This window comes from Streptoverticillium olivoreticuli subsp. olivoreticuli, assembly GCF_003391135.1.
GTDB classification, from domain to species: domain Bacteria; phylum Actinomycetota; class Actinomycetes; order Streptomycetales; family Streptomycetaceae; genus Streptomyces; species Streptomyces blastmyceticus.
This window is the reverse complement of sequence record NZ_CP031455.1, coordinates 476,727-495,215: the sequence shown is the minus strand read 5'-3', so window position 1 is coordinate 495,215 and position 18,489 is coordinate 476,727. Positions and strand designations below refer to the sequence as shown.

The window sequence follows — 18,489 nt, the reverse complement described above, 5'->3', positions numbered from 1 at the left end:
GGAACTCTTCCGTCCTGCCACCCCTATGGGGTGGCAGGGACGCGTGACTCACGCCCCGCGATCCACACAGCCTCGCCCTTACAGCCGATGTTATGGGACGCATTGTCGTCCGCGTGCATCATGACGCCGCAGGCGCGGCACGCGAACGTTGCCTGACCGGCACGGTTCTTCCGGTCGGTGTGACCGCACGCGGAGTATTGCCGGCTGGTGTACGCCGGATCGACGTACACCAGCGGTACTCCGGCCCGCTTCGCTTTGTACTCGGTGAAGGCGGCGAGCCGGTGAAAGCTCCACGAGTGCAAAGAGGTCCGCTGGTCCTTGCGGAGCCGTACCCGGTCACGAATCCCGCTCAGGTCTTCGAGTGCGATGCCCTGACCGGTGCATTCAGCGGTAGTGACGATCTTCTTGGAGACGATGTGGTTGACGTTGGCGGCGTGACGCTGTTCGCGCCAGCTGCGCTCCCGAGGTCGTGAATCAGCTTCCGTGCGGCGGGCAAGGGCTCCTCCGGGGCGTTCGGACGCAGAGCGATCGAGAACGACGCGTCCGGGTTGTCCAGGGTCGGAATCATTAGCCCCACCCCCACGAAGGGGGTGTCCTGCGGCAGCTGTTCAGCCAGGCGAGCTGCCCAGATATGGGGTGGCCGGATCCAGGCCATACCAGTTCGAGCCGCGTCGACGAGGAGGATTGTCGGCATGGCATGGGCTTGCCGAACCTTCTGCTCGTCGGTGAGAACCGCCAGGACCTTGGCCTCGACATCCTGGAGGTGTCCAGACAGGGTCCAGCCGCTGGAGACCTGTACCGCAGGGGTGTCGGTGAGGGCCACCCCTTTACCGTCTTCGGTCTTGAACATATCCCGCTGGTCGCTGATGCTGATCTCGACTGCTACCTGAGCCGTTGCCGCCCAGGGTTGATCCAACTGGGTGACGAAGGAACCGAACTCGCCGTTTTGGATCCGGTTGAGTATCGCCTCGACGATGGTGTCGCGAGAGGCCGCCTTGGTCGTCAAGGGGCGCTCGTCGCACGAGACGTTGACGATGGGAGGAAGCTCCAAGTCGGCCAGAGCTGATTCCAGCTGCTTCTCGAGATCGTTCAGGGCGTCCAAGCGGCGAGCCTTGACCTCGATGCCCAGGTTGGCCTCGCGGAGAATCAAGTCCGGCTGCGGAGTCGTGCCGCGCATGCCGAAGTCGAACCCAACTCTGGCCTTCGACAGCTTCGCGCCGGCCACGAGCTCCGCTCGGACGATCATCAGATCGTCCTGCGTCCTGGCCTGCTGGAAGTCCCCGCGCACGCTGTCGAGCCGGAGGGGCTGGCCTCCTTCAATACCCCGATCAAGCTCTCGAAGGCTCCGAGAGTGGTCCGGCGGAAGCTGTTGGGATCGTTGGTGTCCGCCGCTGCGGCAAGCAACCCGCGAAGGGGATGGGCCGCGTTCGCGCGGGCCATACAGCTAGCCAGGCGAGGAAAGAGACTCATAGGTTGCCCTTCGGAATCACGTCGGAGGTTGGAACCACTTCGCGACGGCTCCGCAAGACTATCTCCCGGCCCGGACGATCCCCCCCCCGTTTTCCAGCCCCGCGTGGACCACTCACTTACCCTGATCCGCCGATCCCCAGGGGTTAATTCCGTAACTTCGAATTTCCGGGCTTCCCAGTAGAGGCCATCGTTATTCCTCGCAGTTCATCGCGGCTCGTGCGAATCGAGTGTGGTTCACACCCACGCATACGTCTCGTCGGTGACAGCAGGTAGGGCCGCATCACGCACTACAGCAAGGGGGCTGGACAGCCCTGCGAGTGCCGGGCCGATCGGCGGGAAGATGGGCAGCTGGCTCGTCTTGCGGTAGTCCACCCACTCGATGACTCCGACCTCGTGGGAACCGTCTTCCAGCTCGTCGTGCTCCTCGGTGGCCAGGGTCGCCCGGACGTCCTCACGGATGTGAAGCCGGTAGAGCAGGTGGAGCTTGCGCGGGGGCGGGGTGGACCCGGGGCGGGAAACGCGCTGGTCGACAACCCACAGCAGCTCCGGCTCACTTGCCTGGACGATGTCAAGATGGAGCTCTTCGAGGAGCTCGCGCCCTAGGGCAACGACCAAGTCCTCGCCGGGCTCGACGTTGCCGCCGGGCGGGGTGTAGTGGACGGAGTCAGCGCGGTCGCGGCGGATAAGGGCAACGTCGTTGCCGCAGAAGATGATGGCGCCGGTTCGGATTTTGAGGCGGGAGAACGGTGCTGAGGTCGTCATAAGGGCAGTATTGCGGCGGGGCGGCTGGTGCCGGGCGGAAACCGGGCAGGATCCCGCCCAAGAGCGCCGACCGCCCCGCGGAGGGCTGATCAGGCTGTCGCCAGGCCGGGCAGGGCAAAGTCCTTCTGTCCCTGCTTCAGGCCGACGTGCTCGATTGTGTTGCTGGGCAGGGTGAGAACGTGGCGGCGCAGACGGCAGCCGGTTGTACGCATCACCGGGGAAAGGTGGCAGGGGTCGAGTTCTTCGACCAGCAGGCTCGGCTCCGCCGTGGCAGGGTTCTTCTTCCCCGTCACGGCGAGGGGCAGGCGGCCGTCCGGGACGAGGGGCAGCGGGGTGATGCGCCAGATGGGGCCGCGGGCCGTGGACAGGCTGACCTGCCCGAAGCCGCGCTCCTCGCGGGGGGTCATCGGCTCACCGTTGGTGGCGGCGAGCCCGCGGAAGAGCCTTTGGGCGCGACCTTGATTGACGATCTGTCCGGTGTCGATGGTGAAGCGACGAGAGAAGAACATGCATGGCGGGTATCCCGCGCGCTCCAACGCTGCCGCATAGGCGGCGACCTGCGGGTAGACGTGCCCGCGCAGGTGGGCGGTGGCCCGGCGGTCCACACGTTCCAGGGCGTCGGCCTGGTCGGTGAGCGCGCCGAGGACCGCGTCGACGTCTGCGCCGGTGGCGGTCTGGTCTTCGTCGCGTCGACCGAGGCCGCGCCGGGCTTTGTGGGCGAGCGTGACGTTGAGGAACCAGCGGGTGGCGTCGGTGTAGCCGGAGGTCTTCCGCGCGTCGGTCTTGGGGTACAGGTGCAGGGCGGTGAAGGTGCCGTCGGGGTGGAAGTCGGGGTCGGCGGCGTAGTACGGGCCGTCGGCGTTGGCGAACTGATGCAACCGCACCATACGGGCCCGGTGCGGCACCGTCAGTTCCCCGGCGAGCGCCGCTCGGGCCACCGCAGCGGTCGGCTCGGCGGCGTCTGCGGTGACGTGCAGATACGTGGCGCCGGAGCGGGAGAAGACCGGCTGTGTGTTCTCGTCCAGCCGTTCGATGACCGTTTCCGGCAACGGCACTTCGCCGTCCTGTTGGTGGGCGATGAGCAGGTGCGGGCCGCAGTGCAGGACGTGCCGGCCGTCGATGACGGTGTCCGTCAGCTCCCTGGTGCCCAGCAGCGGGGCGAAGCGCAGCTCGCAGGCGGCGCTGGCGGCGCCATGGCCGAGCCGGTCCAGCAGCGGCCGGTACGTGGCCAGCGCCGCGGCGAGATCCTCGACGTACGCCTCCCTCGACATCCCCGGCCCTTGCTCGGTGAAGCCGAGGGCGTAGGGGGTGATGGAGAAGCGGATGCCGTCGAAGACGGCGCCGTGCTCGGCGACCAGGCGCCGGTGCATGGCGGTCAGATGCGGCGAGCGGGAGGAGTAGCCGACGGTCGAGACGCGCAGCTTGACCTGCAAGACGTCGCGGGCGAGCTGGGCGTAGGTGTCCAGGTGCGGGTAGGAGCCGATGTCGTTGTCCAGGTAGGGGAAGATCACGCCCGGTCGGTGGATGCGCCCGCCCGCGATGGTCAGTCCTCGCTCGGTAGCGACGTCGGCCAGGGTGGTGAGGACGGTGACGAGCCCGGTCCGGGTCAGCTGCCACACGTCGCGGCCGGCGGACTGGGAGCAGAAGGCGCACCGGTTGAAGCAGCCGATGGCCGGGGCCAGGTATTGGAGGCGGGCGAAGGCGTCGTCGGGCAGGGCGCGCAGTTGATCGCGTAGCCCGGGGGTAACGGTGGTTGCGGGCACGGAGGGTTCACCTCGCTGTGGTGGGTTCGGTTGCAGGTTCGAGCTGGTGGCTGAGGGCGTTCAGGACGCTGCGGCCGAAGGACGACAGGGCGTGCGGTCCGGCGAACGGCGAGCCGTATCCGGTGGTCAGGGCCTCGGCGGTGCCGAGTTCGGCGCCGGGCAGGCACACCACGCGCTCGTCGGGGAGGCTGGCCAGCAGCACCTCGCCGACATCGGCGTCCGCGTCCGCCGGGTGCGCCCCGGACCGGGCCCAGGCCAGGCGCCCACTGGTGAACCGGTAGACCCCGGGGCCGTGCAGCCCGCCCACGCGGACAGGCGTGTGCCCGCGGTGGCGCAGCTTGAGGTAGTAAGGGCCCGGCACGCTCCGCCTGGCCGTGGCGATCGTCGCCGCGTTGAACTCGTCTGCGTCGGGTAGCCAGTTGGCCCGGCCGCCCAGCAGCACCGTCAGGTGTGCCACGACGAAGGGTGGCAGGCCCCGCAGCTGCTGGTTGACGCCGGAGACCTCGGTGGTGCCCTGGTTGCGCAGGTTGATCTCGTTGAACATCACGGCGCCGTCACCGGTGAGAATCGCGTCCAGGCCGAACAGACCGGCCACCCGGTGCTCACGCCAGAGGAACTCGCCGACCCGCACCGCGGCGTCCACCAGGTCGGTCGCTGCGCGGGCAGGCCACGGCCTCGACCAGTCGTTGCCCGCGCTCTTGCCCGGCCCGATCCCCGCCTCCGCCACCCCGACCGCCTTGTGCGACGGGCGGTCGACGTAGACGGCGACCCCGCGGCCGGTCGGGACGGACAGGACGGTGGTGTTCGACGACCAGCCGACCACGAACGCCGCCACCTTGTACGGGCCTGGCAGCCGCGCGGCCCTCTCCAGGTCGGCGCCGGTCGTGACGAAGGTGGTGCCGCGCCCGCCGGAGTCGGCCCCGCACTGCACGACCAGCCGCTGCGAGCCGACCATGCGCTGCAGTTCGGCGAGCGCGGGCAGCGCCCCATCGACGCGGACGGCGGGAATGCGCATACGCTGCGGCACCCCGGCGGCTGTCAGCAGCACGGTGAAAGCGGCCTTGCCCTCAACACGGGCCCGCAGCGGTCCATCGATGGCCGCCACCGTCCCGCCCAGGCCTGCCCAGGCACGGAGCTGGTCGGTGGCATACCAGGCGGAGATCACCGGCGGCCGGGCGAGTCCGGCCAGCAGCGCACGGGCCGGGCCGTCGAGCGCATCCGCCCAGAATCGGCGCTGCTCCGGGCCCCGCACGCCGGTGCGCTCCTCAGCGGCGAGCACCGAACCCGGTGCCGCTGCCGTCCACGCCGGGTAGCAGCCAATCGCCATCACGGGCCGGGCGGCCTCGACCGGGCCAGGCCCGGCGTAGGCGGTACGCAGGGAGCCGCAGAACCGTTCGGCACTCACCAGCGGCCGGCCCGCCAGCGCATCGCGCAACGCGTGGTCCGCAGCCGATACGACACCTGCCTCGATCAGGACCTGAGCGGCCATCAGGCGGCCCTGCCCCACTCGGCCGGGACCACGGTGTCCTGCGGAGACGGCGGCGTCGCGCCGAGAGCGGCCTGTACGACCTGAGTGGCCATCTCGTGGGGGGTGTGGCGGGAGGTGTCGAAGACCAGCAGGTTGTGGTGCCTGCGCCCCATGCCGCGGACCAGCATGGCGGTGAACGTGGCGGCGAAAGCCGGGTCCTCGACGCCGCGGATGTCCATCGCGTCCGGCTTCTCCCGCGTCGCCAGGCGCTCGCGGCGCACTTCGACGGGGGCGTGCAAGTAGACCGCGACGTCGAACGTGGCGAAGATGCGGGGCCAGCGCAGGGCGAGGGCGGCGCCCAGGTAAGGGCCGCCGGCCATGCCGAACGCCACGGTCCGGTCGACGTACCCGTCCTGCACGATGACCGCGTCCGCAGGCCGGGGAGGGTCGTGCTCGACCAGGGCGGCGTCCAGCACGTACCCGGCCAGCAGGTAGGCGCTGGTGACGAAGGCGCTGTCGGGCTGGCGCACCAGCGGCAGCTTCTTCAGCAGGCGCCGGGCTGGGTGATGCTCGGCGAGCAGGCCCCGGTGCCGCACCGCACGGTGACCGCGGCCAGAGAACTCTTCGACGAGCGCACCGACCAGGCTGGTCTTGCCGGACAGGTCCAAGCCGTCGACGAGAATGCGCATGGGCGTTCCCTTCTTGGTGTTCCTACGGTGCCGGACGCCCCGGCGGGCGTGCCGACCGGTCGCTCATGAGCAGACACCCGGGTTCCGTGGCGCTTCGAGCCGTTGCCTGGCGCGGTTACGGGCGGATGCCACAGACCGATCCCTGTGGCGTGCCGTGGCGTGCTGTGGCGAAGAGCGCGCATTCCTCGTGCAGTTGGCGGCCCGGCAGTAGGCTGGCTGGTGCGCCACTGTCCATCGACCGCCCACGCACCCTTGAGCGAAGGGGGCCCTGGTGACGGGACGACCGGCACGCCGCCGCAACGTCGCCCTCGCCTACTGGGTAGACGTCGCCGACGTCACCTACGAGGAACTCGGCGAGGAAGTCACCAAGACAGCACGTGCCCACGGGTTTCACGACATCGAGCCAGACCGGTCCCGCGTCGGGAAATGGATCAAATACAGCGAGCAGCCGCGCAGGCCCCTACCCGCCTTGATCGCTGAGACCCTGACTCGCTTGTGCCACCGCCCCCGGCCGCTGACCCCCGCCGACCTTGGACTGCACAGCCCCCCGGGAACAGGGCCCACCGGATCGTGGAAGGCGGAAGCCGTCGTTGCAGCCATCATCGACACCGCACGGAGCGACGCAGTGACCGACGAGACCGGCCCCTCCACCGCCCGGATGCTGACCGGCTCCGAGCTGATCAGCGCCGTCCAGCCCTGGCTGCACCTTCCCGACGAACCGCTGCCCAGCCCCATCCGGCCCGGCCGCCTGGGCATGAACGACGTCCAGAACATCATGGCCACCACCGACGCCTTCCGCGGACTCGACAGTGCCCATGGCGGCGGCCTCTCTCGCCGCGCCGTCGTCGGCCAGCTCCACGACGTCACGCTCCTGGCCACCCACGGCCGCACCAGCGACAACGTCGGGCGCGCTCTGTTCGTTGCCATCGCCGACCTCGCCTCCGTCGCCGGCTGGATGAACCACGACGTCGGCCGCCACAGCGAGGCACAGCACTACTTCCTCCTCGGACTGCAGGCCGCCAAGCAGGCGGGCCGGGACGGCGCCGGGATCGCTGGACACCTGCTCAACTGCCTGAGCCGCCAGGCCAACCACCTCGGCCGCGCCGAAGACGCCCTCGACCTCGTCCAGGCCGCCCAGTACGGCACCCGTAAACACCCGCCCGGCCAGCTGCGGGCCTTCCTCTCCACCCTCGAAGCCCGCTGCCACGCCGTGCTCGGGCACCTCCCCGAAGCCGAGCGCGCCCTGGGCACTGCCGACGACGCCCTCACCGCCGACCACGGCGAACCGGTTCCTAGCTGGGCCGCATGGTTCGACGAGGCCGAGTACCACGTCACCGCCGGAGTCTGCGAGTCCATCGCAGCCACCCACGACCCACGCCGCGCCGTCCGGGCCATCGAGCTGATCACCACGGGAACCGCCCAGCGACCGGCCGAACGGGTCCGTTCCCGTGCCTTCGACCACATCGCGCTCGCTCGCGCCCAAGTCCAGGCAGACCAGCTCGAAGCAGCCGACCACACCACCGCCACCGCGCTCGACCTGCTCGGGCGGGTGACCTCGACACGGGTCACCGACCGCCTCCGGGAACTCGACACCGAACTCGCGGCGTCATCCGCCACGGCCACAGCCGAAACCCGCGACCGCATCCGGACCGCACTCACATGACCCGGCGCCCACGAGGTAAAGGACGGGCCAGGCAGGCCCGTCGACCTCTCGGCCCAGGCGCGGTCACCATTGGGCCCGGCGCCGCGGGCCGAAACGGACGCCGGCTTGTGCCTGCTCGCCATATCCCGTCAGTGCGTGACCTCCCTGCCTACGCAGCCTGAGCCCGAGGTGCCGACCACCGGGACATCGAGCAGTCGATCAGGCTGCCGCTGCCCGAGGACCCGGAAGGCGGGGCCGCCGCCTTGGCCTGACGACTGGATCGGTCAGGGGGCCAGCAGAGGACCGAACGTCTGCTGCGCCACGTCCAGAGCCTGCCCTTGATCGATGACACGGCCAGGCACCTGTGGGTGCTCCTTCGCCCAGGTGCGGGCGGAAGCGTCGCTGGTGAAGAAGTTCAGCGCGTCGCAGCATGTCGTGGCCGCGGGGCCGCCGCCGGGGCGCTGTCCGACGAACACCACTGCGTTCTTCGGCTCCCAGATCATTGCCTTGCCCTGAACAGCGACGGTGAGCGCCTCGCGGGTCACCGGGTCCGTGGAGGAGATCACCACGTTGCGGCCGAGCATCGGGGCGATGCCGAGTGCGTCGATGGCGCACATCGACCACACCTCGGTGCCGCCCTCGATCCGTACCCGGTGCCGGGTCGGCACGGCGGAGAAGGGGTAGGCCGCGCGAATGCGTCCCTGCTCGTCCAGGGTCAGGAAGTCCTCGGCGGCGAGTTCGTCCAGCACCTCCCGGGCCGTCCGGCCCGCCTCGGCCGCGACCGGCTCCAGCACGGCGGGTTCCGGAGCGGCCCCGCTGGCGGCGAAGTGGCGCAGCACGGCCTGGTGCACCGCCCGCAGTCCCCGCTCGGCGGGCGCCCTGCGGCCCCGGCCACCCCGGCCGACCACATCGAGCGCATCGGCATCGCAGCAGCCTCCCGGCATGGCGGGCCGCGGCAGGGTCGCGCCTGCGAGCGCCTCGCGCAGGGCGGCCACGCTCGGGGCACCGGACACCGTGCCGTCCGCCTCCCGGTACAGGCGGCAGGACACGCTCGGCGCCGCGCCTTCGGGTGTGAAGGGGTCAACGCCGTCGAACAGGATCGTCGGCGAGCCGGTCATGCCCCAGCGCGCGGCCTCCGCCTCATCCCGCACCTCGACCAGCTCCACGTCGGCCGCCCGGCCCTCCAGCGCGGCGGCGATCCGTTCCTGCACGAGGGGCACGTTCGGGCAGTCAGGGACTGTCAGTACGGTGATGCGCATGTCGTGGCCTTTCAGCTCAGGGTCTGTGCACCCGACACTAGAGATTCCAGTGCACTGGAAGGTCAAGGCGTAGCCTGGAGCCATGCGCATCGGGGACCTCGCCACCGCCAGCGGACTGACCACCAAGACCATCCGCTTCTACGAGCAGGCAGGACTCCTGCCCGAGCCGCCCCGCACGCCGGCCGGATACCGCGACTACACCGGCGACGCCACGAACCGGCTCGCCTTCATCCGTGACGCCCAGGGCGCCGGCCTCACCCTCGCCGAGATCCGCTCCGTCCTGGCCCTGCGTGATGGCGGCGAATCCCCCTGCGGGCATGTCACAGAACTGATCAGCCAGCACCTCGCCGACATCGAACGGCGCCTGGCCGAACTCCGCAAAACCCGCACCGCACTGCGTGAGCTGGCCCAGCGGGCGTCCCGGACCAACCCGGACACCTGCGGAGAGAACGGAATCTGCACCATCCTGTCGCCGCACTGACGATGCCGGACGCCCGCTCGCACAAATGACCATCTGTGCGAGTTCTGCAACCGCCCTGGAGCATGATCCGTGGATCTGACGCCCGATCAAGCCGCAAACGAGGTAGAACGCAACGACTGTCCCAAGTACGAGGTCCCCGCCGGGAGCGCCTGCCGAACGTGCGGCGGGAAGACCGTGACGAAGTACCACACGCCGCGCTTCGTCCTCATCGCCGCGCTGCGCGAGGAACTTGAAGTCCTCGTCCCCGCCGACCGCTCACCCGGCCGCCCCTGGAAGCAGGGACCGGCCCCCGCCGCGGTGCCCGCGCAGCGCACCGCGAAGCCCATCCGCATCGGGTACGCGAGGACATCGACGGCTCGCCAGGAACTGGCGAGCCAGCTCGAAGCCCTCCACGCGGCCGACTGCCACAAGATCTTCTCCGAGTAGATCAGCACCCGGATCAAGGTGCGGCCCGAGCTGGAGGCCGCGCTCAAGCTGGCCCACCAGTTCAAGGAGGCCGCCGTTGAATACGAGAGCCCACCAGAGAAGGCCATGCTCTAGCAGAGGCGGGCCAGCAAGTGGGCGTCGAGGAAGCCCCGCTCGGAGGCCGGGTCGTGGAGCAGCCGGGCGAACGTGACGAGCCCGGCCTGGGTCAGCAGCTCGGCGAACCGGTCGGCCGGCCAGCTATAGGCGGGCGTCACCTTGTGGTCGAAGCGGACCGGCTCGGGCGCGTCGGTCGCGAAGAACGAGGCCAGGAGCAGGCCCCCTGGTGCCAGGACGCGCGCCTGCTCGGCGAGCAGCGCGGGGAGTTCCCCGGGAGGGGTGTGGATCATCGAGTAGTGGGCCAGCACGCCGCCGAGCGCGCCGTCCTCGACCGGGAGGGCCTCCATCCGCGCCTCGTCGAACCGCAGCGCCGGATGAGCCCGCCGGGCGTGGTCGACCATGGCCGGGGAGAGGTCGAGCCCGAAGGCGTCCAGCCCCAGGTCGTGCAGCATGGCCGTCAGATGTCCGGGCCCGCAGCCGACATCGGCTGCCTGCAGGTTCCCCGTCCCGCGCACCAGCTCGGCAAAGATGCCGATCATGTTCCGTGAGAACGGCTGCGTCTCCAGCCGATCAGCGAACATCGACGCATACAGCTCGACGACCCCGTCGTAGGCCGCCCTGGTCTCGTTCTGATGCTCCACCACGGGAAGGAAGTTAACACCCGCCGTTCGCAGCTGTTCTCCCGCCCCGTGCCGAATCCCGCGCCCATCGCCGCGGACGCTTTCGGCTACCACGACAAGACCACCACCCCGCTCCGCAACGAGGCCGGTGGGACCCGGAGCCGATACGCCGCCGGCGACCACAGTCGGTCACCGGCTGGCTGGGTTCCTCCGGGAACCGGCGACAGTTGATCAGGCGATCACACCAGTAGAGGCCGGCTCCCTGATCGGGACCATTTCCCGCACGGCGCACTGGGTGGAGCGGTGGCGGCGCCCCCGACTGACCCCCGGCCCGCCGCGAGGCCAGCGCTGGCGGGCCCCGCGGCGGTCACGGGTGATGTCATATCAGGCGGTGCGCCCGGAGATCGGCCACGTACTTGGTGATCAGGTCCGGTGACAGACGGGGGATGTCGTTGTCGTCGTCGAGGGCTGCGGCCCGGACCGCCGCGCGGAACCGGTCCGCCGGCAGGGCGGATCCGGCGAGTGGCTGTGCCGGCTTGGCGAAGGCGTGCAGCAGCGGGAGCAGCGAATGCTGCTTCCGGCGGTCGGGCAGGCCGCGCAGGGCGGTCTCGAAGCGGTCGGTCCACTCGGCGTGGCCTGGACACGTGTCAGGGGATGTCCGGCTGCCATCAGCCAGTCGACGACCGTGTCGAGTGAGATGCCGTTCTCGTGCGGGTTGACCACGTTGTAGGTTCGGTAACCCTCTCGTGCGTCGTCACCGAGCGCGGTGATGGCTCGCGCGGTGAAGTCCACCGGGAGTGCGTCGAAGTGTCCGTGGCCGTCGCCGGTGCCCCGGGCGTAAGACAGTTCGAGCTCTGCGCGGGACTGCGGCACGGACCTTCCCCAGGCGCGCTGGGCGCGGCACCCCGAGGGCATGGCGCTGTGGCAGTCCACCGGCAGGTTGTGGTCGCTGACCGAATGGGCGGCCGACGCCGAGTGGCGGTCACCGGCCATTCCGGAGCGGGTGCTGTTCTCCGTGCACCTCGCGGATCTGAACTGACGTCCGCGTTCCGAGGGGTGAGGGGTGTCGACGTGACGTGGAACGGATGTCTCTCGATACGGTCTCGCCGGCCGATCGGAATACGGATCGGCAGCGAGCGGCCTTGGCATCGGGCTCTACGCGGTGCCGGGCGGGAGCACCCGCTCCGCAGGCGTGCTCGGGGCCGGCGGTTGGCCTGATCGGTGCGCTCGGCGCGCGCCCCGTCTTCCCCTCGCAGCGCGGTCCTGACCGAATGAGAGCATCACCTCTCGCTCGTCGTCGCCTCGCCCGGAGGTCTTCTGCCATGCGGCTCGCCTGTCTGCACCACGGAAACGTTCCCGCCGTCCCTGCCGAGAGGGTGCGTGTCATACGGATGCGCGATGTCGTCGCCGCGCGCGCCGCCGCCGGGCGGCCGTGATGCGCGCGGTCGTGACCGGCGCGGCCGGCTTCATAGGCTCTCACCTGTGCGAGCACCTTCTGGCGGCCGGCGACACCGTCGTGGGCATCGACTCCTTCACCGACTTCTACGACCCGGCCCTCAAGGAACGCAACCTGCGCGGCCTCACCCGTCGGCCCGGCTTCACCCTCCACCGCGCCGACCTGCTGGAGGCGGACCCCGGCCCGCTCCTCGACGGCGCGGACGCCGTCTACCACCTCGCGGGCCAGCCCGGGGTGCGGCCCTCCTGGGGAGCGGAGTTCCCGGTCTACAACGCCCGGAACGTGCTGGCCACCCAGGCTGTGCTGGAGGCCGTACGCGCCCGGCCGGTCGGCCGTTTCGTGTATGCCTCCAGTTCCTCGGTCTACGGCGACGCGCGGAGCTGTCCCACCCCCGAGGCCGCCTGCCCGCGGCCCGTCTCCCCCTACGGGGTCACCAAACTCGCCGGCGAACACCTCTGCGAGGTCTACCGTGCCGCCTACGGCCTTCCCGTCGCGTGCCTGCGGCTGTTCACTGTCTACGGGCCCCGGCAACGCCCCGACATGGCCTTCGCCCGTCTTCTCGACGCCGCGTCCGGGGGAGCTCCCTTCCCGCTGTACGGCGACGGGGAGCAGACCCGCGACTTCACGTACGTCCTTGACGCCGTCGCCGGCATCCGGGACGCGGCGTGCTCCGGATTCACGGGCCTCGCCAACCTCGGCGGTGGCTCCCCGGTGTCCATGAAGCAGGCCATCGCCGCCGTCGAGTGCACGGTGGGGCCGGTGCGCGTCGTCCCGCGCGCCGCAAGGCCCGGCGACGCACGCCACACGGGAGCCGACATCACGGTCGCCTCGCGCGCGTTCGGCTTCCGCCCCCGCACGCCGCTGCACGATGGGATCGTGGCCATGGCCGGAGAGCGCCGGTGAACGTCCTCGACGACCGCCGCACCGGCCCGGGCGCGGCACAGCCGGTCCAAGGTGCGTGCTGTGGCCCTGAGTTCGAACGCGGTGGCCGCCCGGGATGGCCATGGGCGCGGGCAGGCGTACGGGCCAGGGTCCGTTTCTCGGCCAACCTTGCCGCCGGCCGCCCTGCCGGATGAGCTCGAAGAGAGGCTTGTGTGCCACGAGTGAGGGGGACGGCGAGAGGGGGGAGACGCCGTCACCACGATCGAGCCGGCCCTGGCTGCACCGGCCTGCTGCGACAGGCCGGAGCCAGGGGTTGCCCCACCCCCGCCCGGGAATTGAGACGCTTCGCGGAGCGCCGACGCACTGTTGAACGAGTCCCGGCGATTGGGCACGGTGGCAGCAGCCGAACCGGCCCAGGACGTGCCGGAGCCGTGTGCCTTGTTCCGTCCGCCGAGGAGATCTGACCGTGACAGCCGACGGCACAGAACGGCCTTACCCCGCACGCACCGCCGCGTCCCTCTCGCGCCGCACGAAGCCGAAAGTCTTCGGCATCGGCCTCTCGTGCACCGGCACCACCTCTCTCACCAGCGCCCTGCACACCCTGGGCTTCGACGTCGCCCGCTACCCCTCCGACCCCACCACCTACACGACGCTGCTGGCCGGCACCGCCCGCTTCCCGCTGCTCGACCGGTACGACGGGATCACCGACATCACCGCCGTACCCGGCTACCAGGAACTGGATCTCCTGTGGCCGGGCGCGAAGTTCGTCCTCACGGTCAGCGAGGAAGAGAGCCGGCTGCGCTCCTGCCGGAAGCACTGGGAGCGGCCCGTCGACAGCAAAGTCGACAGCAAAGCGGACCACGGACAGACCTGCCTGGACCTCCAGCGCTTCCTGCGGGGCGCGGTCTACGGCTACTACGCCTTCCACCCGGAACGGTTCCGCCGGATCGCCCGGCAGCACGCCGCCGAAGTCGCACGCCACTTCGCCGGCCGGGACAACCTACTGGTCCTCGATATCGCCGCCGGCCAGGGATACGAGCGGCTCGCTCCCTTCCTCGGCCTGCCCGTCCCCGGCGAGCCCTTCCCACGCCACAACCGCGGAGCCACCGCCGAGAACACCCCCTGGACATGACCGACAGGAAAGGACCACCGTGGTACTCCCCACGCCCTCCGGCGGGCCCGCGAAACCCGCCGACGCGGAAGGCGACGTCTACGTCATCTCGTTCCCCAAGTGCGGCCGCACCTGGCTGCGGGTGCTCATGGCCAAGGCCATCTCCACGGCGCGCGGAATCCCCATGGAGGTCTGCCGGGACCTGGCGCTGACCGAATTCAGCGCGGTGGACTCCACCGTCCCGCGCGTCGTCTTCTGGCACGACGACCGGGTCCCCTGGCGAACCCCGGCCGGACTGTCCTGGAACAAGGCTTTCTACCGCGACCGCAAAGTGGTCCTCCTGGTCCGCGACATCCGGGACGCCGCCGTATCCCGCTATTTCCAGGTGCGCCACCGCGGTCTCCTCCCGTACACCGCGGGAATCGGGGACTTCCTGACCGAGGAAGAAGGCAGCGTCAGGACCTGCCTGACCTTCTGGAACATCTGGCACGCCCGGCAGGACATACCCGCCTCGTTCCTGCTCACCTCGTACGAGCGGCTGACCGCCGACACTGCCGGCGAACTCGCGCGCGTGCTCGACTTCTGCGGACTGCCTCCGACCGGCCAGGAGGCGCTGCGCACCGCGGTCGACTTCGCAGACTTCAAAGCCATGCGTGTCATGGAACTCTCCGACGCGCTGGACACGGACAGGCTGCGCCCCGCCGTTCCCGGAAACCCCGACTCCTACAAGACCCGCCGCGGCGTCATCGGCGGGTTCCGCGACTACCTCACGTCCGGGCAGATCGACTACGTGAACGACGCCACGCGTCGGATCCTCGCACCGCCGTGGCAGCCCGCGGCCTTCGCGGCGGACGCCGCCCCGCACCGCCCCGACCGGACACTATGACGGGCCTGCCCAGCAGCCGTACCTCCGGCAGCAGCACCACCAATACGGCGATCAGTGCCGCGCCCAGGCCCAGCACATGGGCGGCGGGGGACGCCGCGAGATAGTCGAGCGGCAGCGTCACCGACTGGCCGAAAGCCGTATCCGCTGTCACGCGGTCCAGGGGGATCACCTCCTGCAACCACCCCGTCATCGACAGCGACACCGCGGCCCCTGTCGATGCGGTCGTCACCACGAGACCGGTCGCCCCCGTGTGCAGTGCCATCGTCGCAGGCGGAGCCGCCATCGCCCCCGTGCCCGCGCACCCCACGATCCCGACGCCGCGCGGCCGCCACCACAGCGCCGCGTCGGCACCGCTGACCAGGCCCGCCGCGAAGGCGGACATTACCGTGCCCCAGGCACTGGCGCCGCCCAGCACACGCTGCCCATACAGCGGCCCCAGGAGCTGGTGGCCGGCCATCCTCACAGGGACGGCCAGAGCGGCCTGCCGGGTCATGATCGCCAGCCGACGCCGTGATCGGAAGCCCGCCCACCCGTCGCGCAGTTGGTGCCGGAACTCCGGCTGACGTGTCACAGTGGCACCGCGGACCGTGAGCCGTGAGAGCAGCACGGCCGACCCGGCGAACGACAAGGCGTCCCAGGCGATGCCCCATGGCGGGCCGACGACCGCCACCAACGCCGCGCCGGCCGCCGGGCCGCCCACCTTCACCGCGGTCTGCCCGAACCGCAGCAGTGCGTTCGCCGCCGACCGCGTCTCCGCCGGAACGATGTCCGTAAGGATGTCCGAGGACGCCGGCATGAAGAACGTCGAGGCCGCCCCGCACACTGCGCGAGCAGCGCCAGCTGCACCGGTGAGGAGGCCGAGACCGGATCGCAAGTCCGCATCACGGCGCTGCTCGACCCGCCGATCTCGTTCGTCGCCAACCGCCCGCGCCGCGAGGTCTACGAGAAGTGTCTGCGGGCGGCCGGATTCGGCGAGGTTGCCTGGGTACTGCTGGAGGTTTCCGACGCCGGTGTACGCGAGTTCGGTACGGACTTCTACGCCCCCCGCTGGAGATGCTCCACTGCCGTATCAGGAGCGTGCCTCCGGCGGTGCGGTCCGTGGTGTCGGCTCCCGGGCCCGGACGAAGTGGATCGCCTCCATCGGGCACAGGGCCGCGGCGTCCTGTGCCCGGTCGTCGGCGGGCGGTGCGTCGGGCCGGGCGCGGGAGCGCGCGTCCATGGTCGGTTCGAAGTGGCGCGGGGCGGTGGCGAGGCAGATGCCGGAGCCGACGCAGAGCTCCGGGTCGATGTGGGCGCGGAGCGTCCCGTCCGAGGCCGTGGCGGGGTCGTCGCCGCTGGGCATGGCCGGGTCACCAGGTGACGGGCAGGGTGCGGGGGGCCCGGGTCTTGAGGCCGGTCTTCCAGCGCGGTGGTGCCGCGGCGCGCAGGTCGGGCAGGCGGTGGACGAGTCCGGCCAGGGCTTCCTGGAGCTGGACACGGGCGATTTGCGCGCCGACGCAGTGGTGGACGCCGTAGCCGAAGCTCAAGTGGGGGTTGTGGGCACGGTCGAGGTCGAGCCGTCCGGGGTCCTCGAAGACCGTTTCGTCGTGGTTGGCCGACGAGTTGACGGCCATCACGGCTTCGCCTTCGGCGATCGTGACACCGCCGAGTTCGACGTCCTCGGTGGCGACGCGGAGGTTCGCCTGCACATTGGTCTGGGCGTAGCGGAGGAGTTCCTCGGCGGCCCGGGGGATCGTGTCCGGTGCGCGGCACAGACGGCGATAGCGGCCGGGTTCGTCGAGCAGGAGGTGGACCATGCCGGCGAGGCGGTCCGCCGTGGTGCCGTACCCGCCGACGAGCAGCACGAGGCAGAAGGAGATCAGCTCTTCCTGGGTGAGCCGTTCGCCGTCGTCGTGTGCGGCGATCAGGGTGCTCACGACGTCGTCGGCGGGGTGGCGGCGTTTGGCGGCAACGAGCGCGGCGAGATAGCCCGTCATCTCGTCGACCGCGGCGGTGACCGCGGCGTCGGGGGCCGCGGTGAGGTTGCGCAGGGTGTCGCACCAGGCGTCGAGCCGGTCGCCGTCCTGCCGGGGCGTGCCGAGCAGGTCGCAGATGACCGCCAGGGGGAGGGGCCGGGTGAACAGCGGGACGAGGTCGGCCGGCCGGTCGTGCGCGGTGAGCGCGTCCAGGAGGCCGGAGACCAGTCGCGCCATGTCCCGTCGCATGGCCTGGGCGCGGCGGGCGGTGAAGGCCGGGGCGATGAGCTTGCGCAGCCGGGTGTGCTCGGGCGGGTCGGCGGCGAGGATCGAGTCGGGCAGGGTGGGCACGGAGGCCATGCGGGGTCCCGTGCCGCGGGTGGCGCGGGTGCGGCTGAAGCGCGGATCCCCCAAGACGGTGCGTACGTCCGCGTACCGGGTGACCAGCCAGGCCGGATCTCCGCTCGGCAGGCGGATCCGGGCGCAGGGTGCGTCGCGGCGGAGCGCGGTGAACTCCGGCAGGGGACCGAGCCCGTCACGGTGCGGGAGAGGGAAGCCGGTGGTGGGGCCGGGGTCGGTGTCCGTCATGACTGCTCCGGAGGCTGTGGGCGGCCGTGTGGCGGCAGGGCGGGGTCGACGTCAGCGGGGTCCGTAGACGGAGACGTGGTAAGTGCTGTCCTTGGTGAACGGCCCTCCTGCCCAGTTGCCTTGACGCTGTATCAGGCGGAGGCCGGCCCGTTCGGCCATGAGGTCGAGTTCGCCGGGTGACACGTAGTGGAAGTGGATCCGGAGGTGGCGGGTCCGGTCGGTCTCGTGGATGACGTAGTGGGACCGGTAGGTCTGGGTGGATGGGTCGATCCGGCGATGGCAGAGGACGAGGTGCTCGTCGGTCTCGGAGACGACCTCGGGTACGCCCGACGCCGCCGCGACGGCAAGGGCCTCGGGCACGTGCGAGTCGAGGACGAGGGCTCCGCCGGGCGCGAGACGGTCGGCGACCGCCGCGAGGCAGCGTTGTTTCGCCTCGCGGTCCGCGAGTTCGAAGAACGTGCCACCGGCGGCGTAGACGAGCGAGAACGTGCCGGTGAGCGGCACGTCGGCGAAGTCGCCCATCGTGACTTTGATTCGGGTCCCGCCGGGTTTCTCGCGCAGCCGCCGGATCATTGCGTGCGACGCCTCGACGCCGTGGACGTCGAGGCCGCGCTCGGCCAGGGGCAGGGCGATTCTGCCGGTGCCGACGCCGAGTTCGAGCACGGGTGCGTCGCCCGCGAGATTCGCGAGGGTGTCCACGGTCGCGCCGGTGATGCCGGGCTTGGAGAACCAGCGGTCGTAGTCGGCCGCGTGGGCGTCGGCGTATCCGGGGCCGCACGCCGCGGGGGCGGGGTGTCCGTTCCCGGTATGCGCGGCATCGGGGTTCGTCGCTGTCGCCGGGGCGGTGAGGTCCTGGGACGTGGGCATGGTCGCGTGTCTCTCCTCGTCCTGTGATGGGCCCGGTCGTCCTGCGGCCGGCCGGGCCGCGTGGCCGG

At 70.7% G+C, this 18,489-nt stretch carries 19 protein-coding genes; 7 read left to right on the top strand and 12 right to left on the bottom strand.

Features of this window, described 5'->3' with window-relative positions; translation table 11 throughout:
• Nucleotides 1–23: 23 nt before the first annotated feature.
• From DXZ73_RS02275 to DXZ73_RS02250, 6 genes are all read right to left on the bottom strand, one after another.
• Nucleotides 24–401 (bottom strand): zinc ribbon domain-containing protein, encoded by a 378-nt coding sequence (locus DXZ73_RS02275; RefSeq protein ID WP_240351678.1) that lies wholly within the window; start codon nucleotides 399–401, stop codon nucleotides 24–26.
• Nucleotides 350–1,288 (bottom strand): hypothetical protein, encoded by a 939-nt coding sequence (locus tag DXZ73_RS02270; RefSeq protein ID WP_116209367.1) that lies wholly within the window; start codon nucleotides 1,286–1,288, stop codon nucleotides 350–352. Before DXZ73_RS02270 ends, DXZ73_RS02275 begins: the two co-directional genes overlap by 52 nt.
• Nucleotides 1,289–1,704: 416 nt before the next feature.
• Nucleotides 1,705–2,232: an NUDIX domain-containing protein gene (locus tag DXZ73_RS02265; RefSeq protein ID WP_116209366.1), complete on the bottom strand. Its 528-nt coding sequence runs from the start codon at nucleotides 2,230–2,232 to the stop codon at nucleotides 1,705–1,707.
• A gap of 89 nt (nucleotides 2,233–2,321) precedes the next feature.
• Nucleotides 2,322–3,995, bottom strand: a complete 1,674-nt coding sequence (locus DXZ73_RS02260) for a hypothetical protein (RefSeq protein WP_116209365.1) — start codon at nucleotides 3,993–3,995, stop codon at nucleotides 2,322–2,324.
• A gap of 7 nt (nucleotides 3,996–4,002) precedes the next feature.
• Nucleotides 4,003–5,484, bottom strand: coding sequence for a hypothetical protein (locus DXZ73_RS02255; RefSeq protein ID WP_162889973.1), 1,482 nt, complete (start codon nucleotides 5,482–5,484; stop codon nucleotides 4,003–4,005).
• Nucleotides 5,484–6,152: a hypothetical protein gene (locus tag DXZ73_RS02250; protein WP_116209363.1), complete on the bottom strand. Its 669-nt coding sequence runs from the start codon at nucleotides 6,150–6,152 to the stop codon at nucleotides 5,484–5,486. Before DXZ73_RS02250 ends, DXZ73_RS02255 begins: the two co-directional genes overlap by 1 nt.
• Nucleotides 6,153–6,423: 271 nt before the next feature.
• Here DXZ73_RS02250 and DXZ73_RS02245 point away from each other — a divergent pair, with 271 nt between their 5' ends.
• On the top strand, nucleotides 6,424–7,815 hold the full coding sequence (locus tag DXZ73_RS02245; protein ID WP_162889972.1) for a transcriptional regulator: 1,392 nt from the start codon (nucleotides 6,424–6,426) through the stop codon (nucleotides 7,813–7,815).
• A gap of 263 nt (nucleotides 7,816–8,078) precedes the next feature.
• Here the strand turns inward: DXZ73_RS02245 and merB are convergent, their stop codons facing one another.
• A complete protein-coding gene (gene merB, locus DXZ73_RS02240) occupies nucleotides 8,079–9,005 on the bottom strand; it encodes an organomercurial lyase (RefSeq protein WP_240351092.1) in 927 nt (308 codons plus the stop codon).
• Nucleotides 9,006–9,135: 130 nt separating this feature from the next.
• Here merB and DXZ73_RS02235 point away from each other — a divergent pair, with 130 nt between their 5' ends.
• Both DXZ73_RS02235 and DXZ73_RS38700 read left to right on the top strand, forming a co-directional pair.
• Entirely contained in the window at nucleotides 9,136–9,534 is a 399-nt protein-coding gene (locus tag DXZ73_RS02235; protein WP_116209360.1) for a heavy metal-responsive transcriptional regulator, read from the top strand.
• Between the two features lie 174 nt (nucleotides 9,535–9,708).
• Nucleotides 9,709–9,960 (top strand): hypothetical protein, encoded by a 252-nt coding sequence (locus DXZ73_RS38700; protein ID WP_205519085.1) that lies wholly within the window; start codon nucleotides 9,709–9,711, stop codon nucleotides 9,958–9,960.
• 110 nt (nucleotides 9,961–10,070) lie between these two features.
• Here DXZ73_RS38700 and DXZ73_RS02225 read toward each other — a convergent pair whose 3' ends face one another.
• A complete protein-coding gene (locus DXZ73_RS02225) occupies nucleotides 10,071–10,700 on the bottom strand; it encodes a class I SAM-dependent methyltransferase (protein ID WP_116209359.1) in 630 nt (209 codons plus the stop codon).
• A gap of 889 nt (nucleotides 10,701–11,589) precedes the next feature.
• On the opposite strand from DXZ73_RS02225, the gene DXZ73_RS39995 reads away from it, so the two are divergent.
• The 4 genes from DXZ73_RS39995 to DXZ73_RS02205 all read left to right on the top strand — a co-directional run bounded on the left by DXZ73_RS39995 (nucleotide 11,590) and on the right by DXZ73_RS02205 (nucleotide 15,011).
• Nucleotides 11,590–11,715 (top strand): hypothetical protein, encoded by a 126-nt coding sequence (locus DXZ73_RS39995; RefSeq protein WP_275898562.1) that lies wholly within the window; start codon nucleotides 11,590–11,592, stop codon nucleotides 11,713–11,715.
• Nucleotides 11,716–12,111: 396 nt separating this feature from the next.
• Complete coding sequence (locus DXZ73_RS02215; RefSeq protein ID WP_116209358.1) at nucleotides 12,112–13,035, top strand: NAD-dependent epimerase/dehydratase family protein; 924 nt, start codon at nucleotides 12,112–12,114, stop codon at nucleotides 13,033–13,035.
• Nucleotides 13,036–13,480: 445 nt separating this feature from the next.
• Nucleotides 13,481–14,146: a sulfotransferase family protein gene (locus DXZ73_RS02210; RefSeq protein WP_116209357.1), complete on the top strand. Its 666-nt coding sequence runs from the start codon at nucleotides 13,481–13,483 to the stop codon at nucleotides 14,144–14,146.
• A 19-nt stretch (nucleotides 14,147–14,165) separates the two neighbouring features.
• Entirely contained in the window at nucleotides 14,166–15,011 is an 846-nt protein-coding gene (locus tag DXZ73_RS02205) for a sulfotransferase domain-containing protein (protein ID WP_162889971.1), read from the top strand.
• On the opposite strand, the gene DXZ73_RS02200 is transcribed toward DXZ73_RS02205, so the two are convergent.
• From DXZ73_RS02200 to DXZ73_RS02180, 4 genes are all read right to left on the bottom strand, one after another.
• Nucleotides 14,893–15,834, bottom strand: a complete 942-nt coding sequence (locus tag DXZ73_RS02200) for an MFS transporter (protein WP_275898610.1) — start codon at nucleotides 15,832–15,834, stop codon at nucleotides 14,893–14,895. The genes DXZ73_RS02205 and DXZ73_RS02200 overlap by 119 nt on opposite strands.
• Before the next feature lie 246 nt (nucleotides 15,835–16,080).
• Entirely contained in the window at nucleotides 16,081–16,353 is a 273-nt protein-coding gene (locus DXZ73_RS02190) for a ferredoxin (protein WP_116209355.1), read from the bottom strand.
• 7 nt (nucleotides 16,354–16,360) lie between these two features.
• On the bottom strand, nucleotides 16,361–17,554 hold the full coding sequence (locus DXZ73_RS02185; protein WP_116209354.1) for a cytochrome P450: 1,194 nt from the start codon (nucleotides 17,552–17,554) through the stop codon (nucleotides 16,361–16,363).
• 51 nt (nucleotides 17,555–17,605) lie between these two features.
• The gene (locus tag DXZ73_RS02180) at nucleotides 17,606–18,421 is read right to left on the bottom strand and encodes a class I SAM-dependent DNA methyltransferase (RefSeq protein WP_116209353.1); all 816 of its coding nucleotides are present in this window, start codon (nucleotides 18,419–18,421) and stop codon (nucleotides 17,606–17,608) included.
• Nucleotides 18,422–18,489 lie beyond the last annotated feature (68 nt).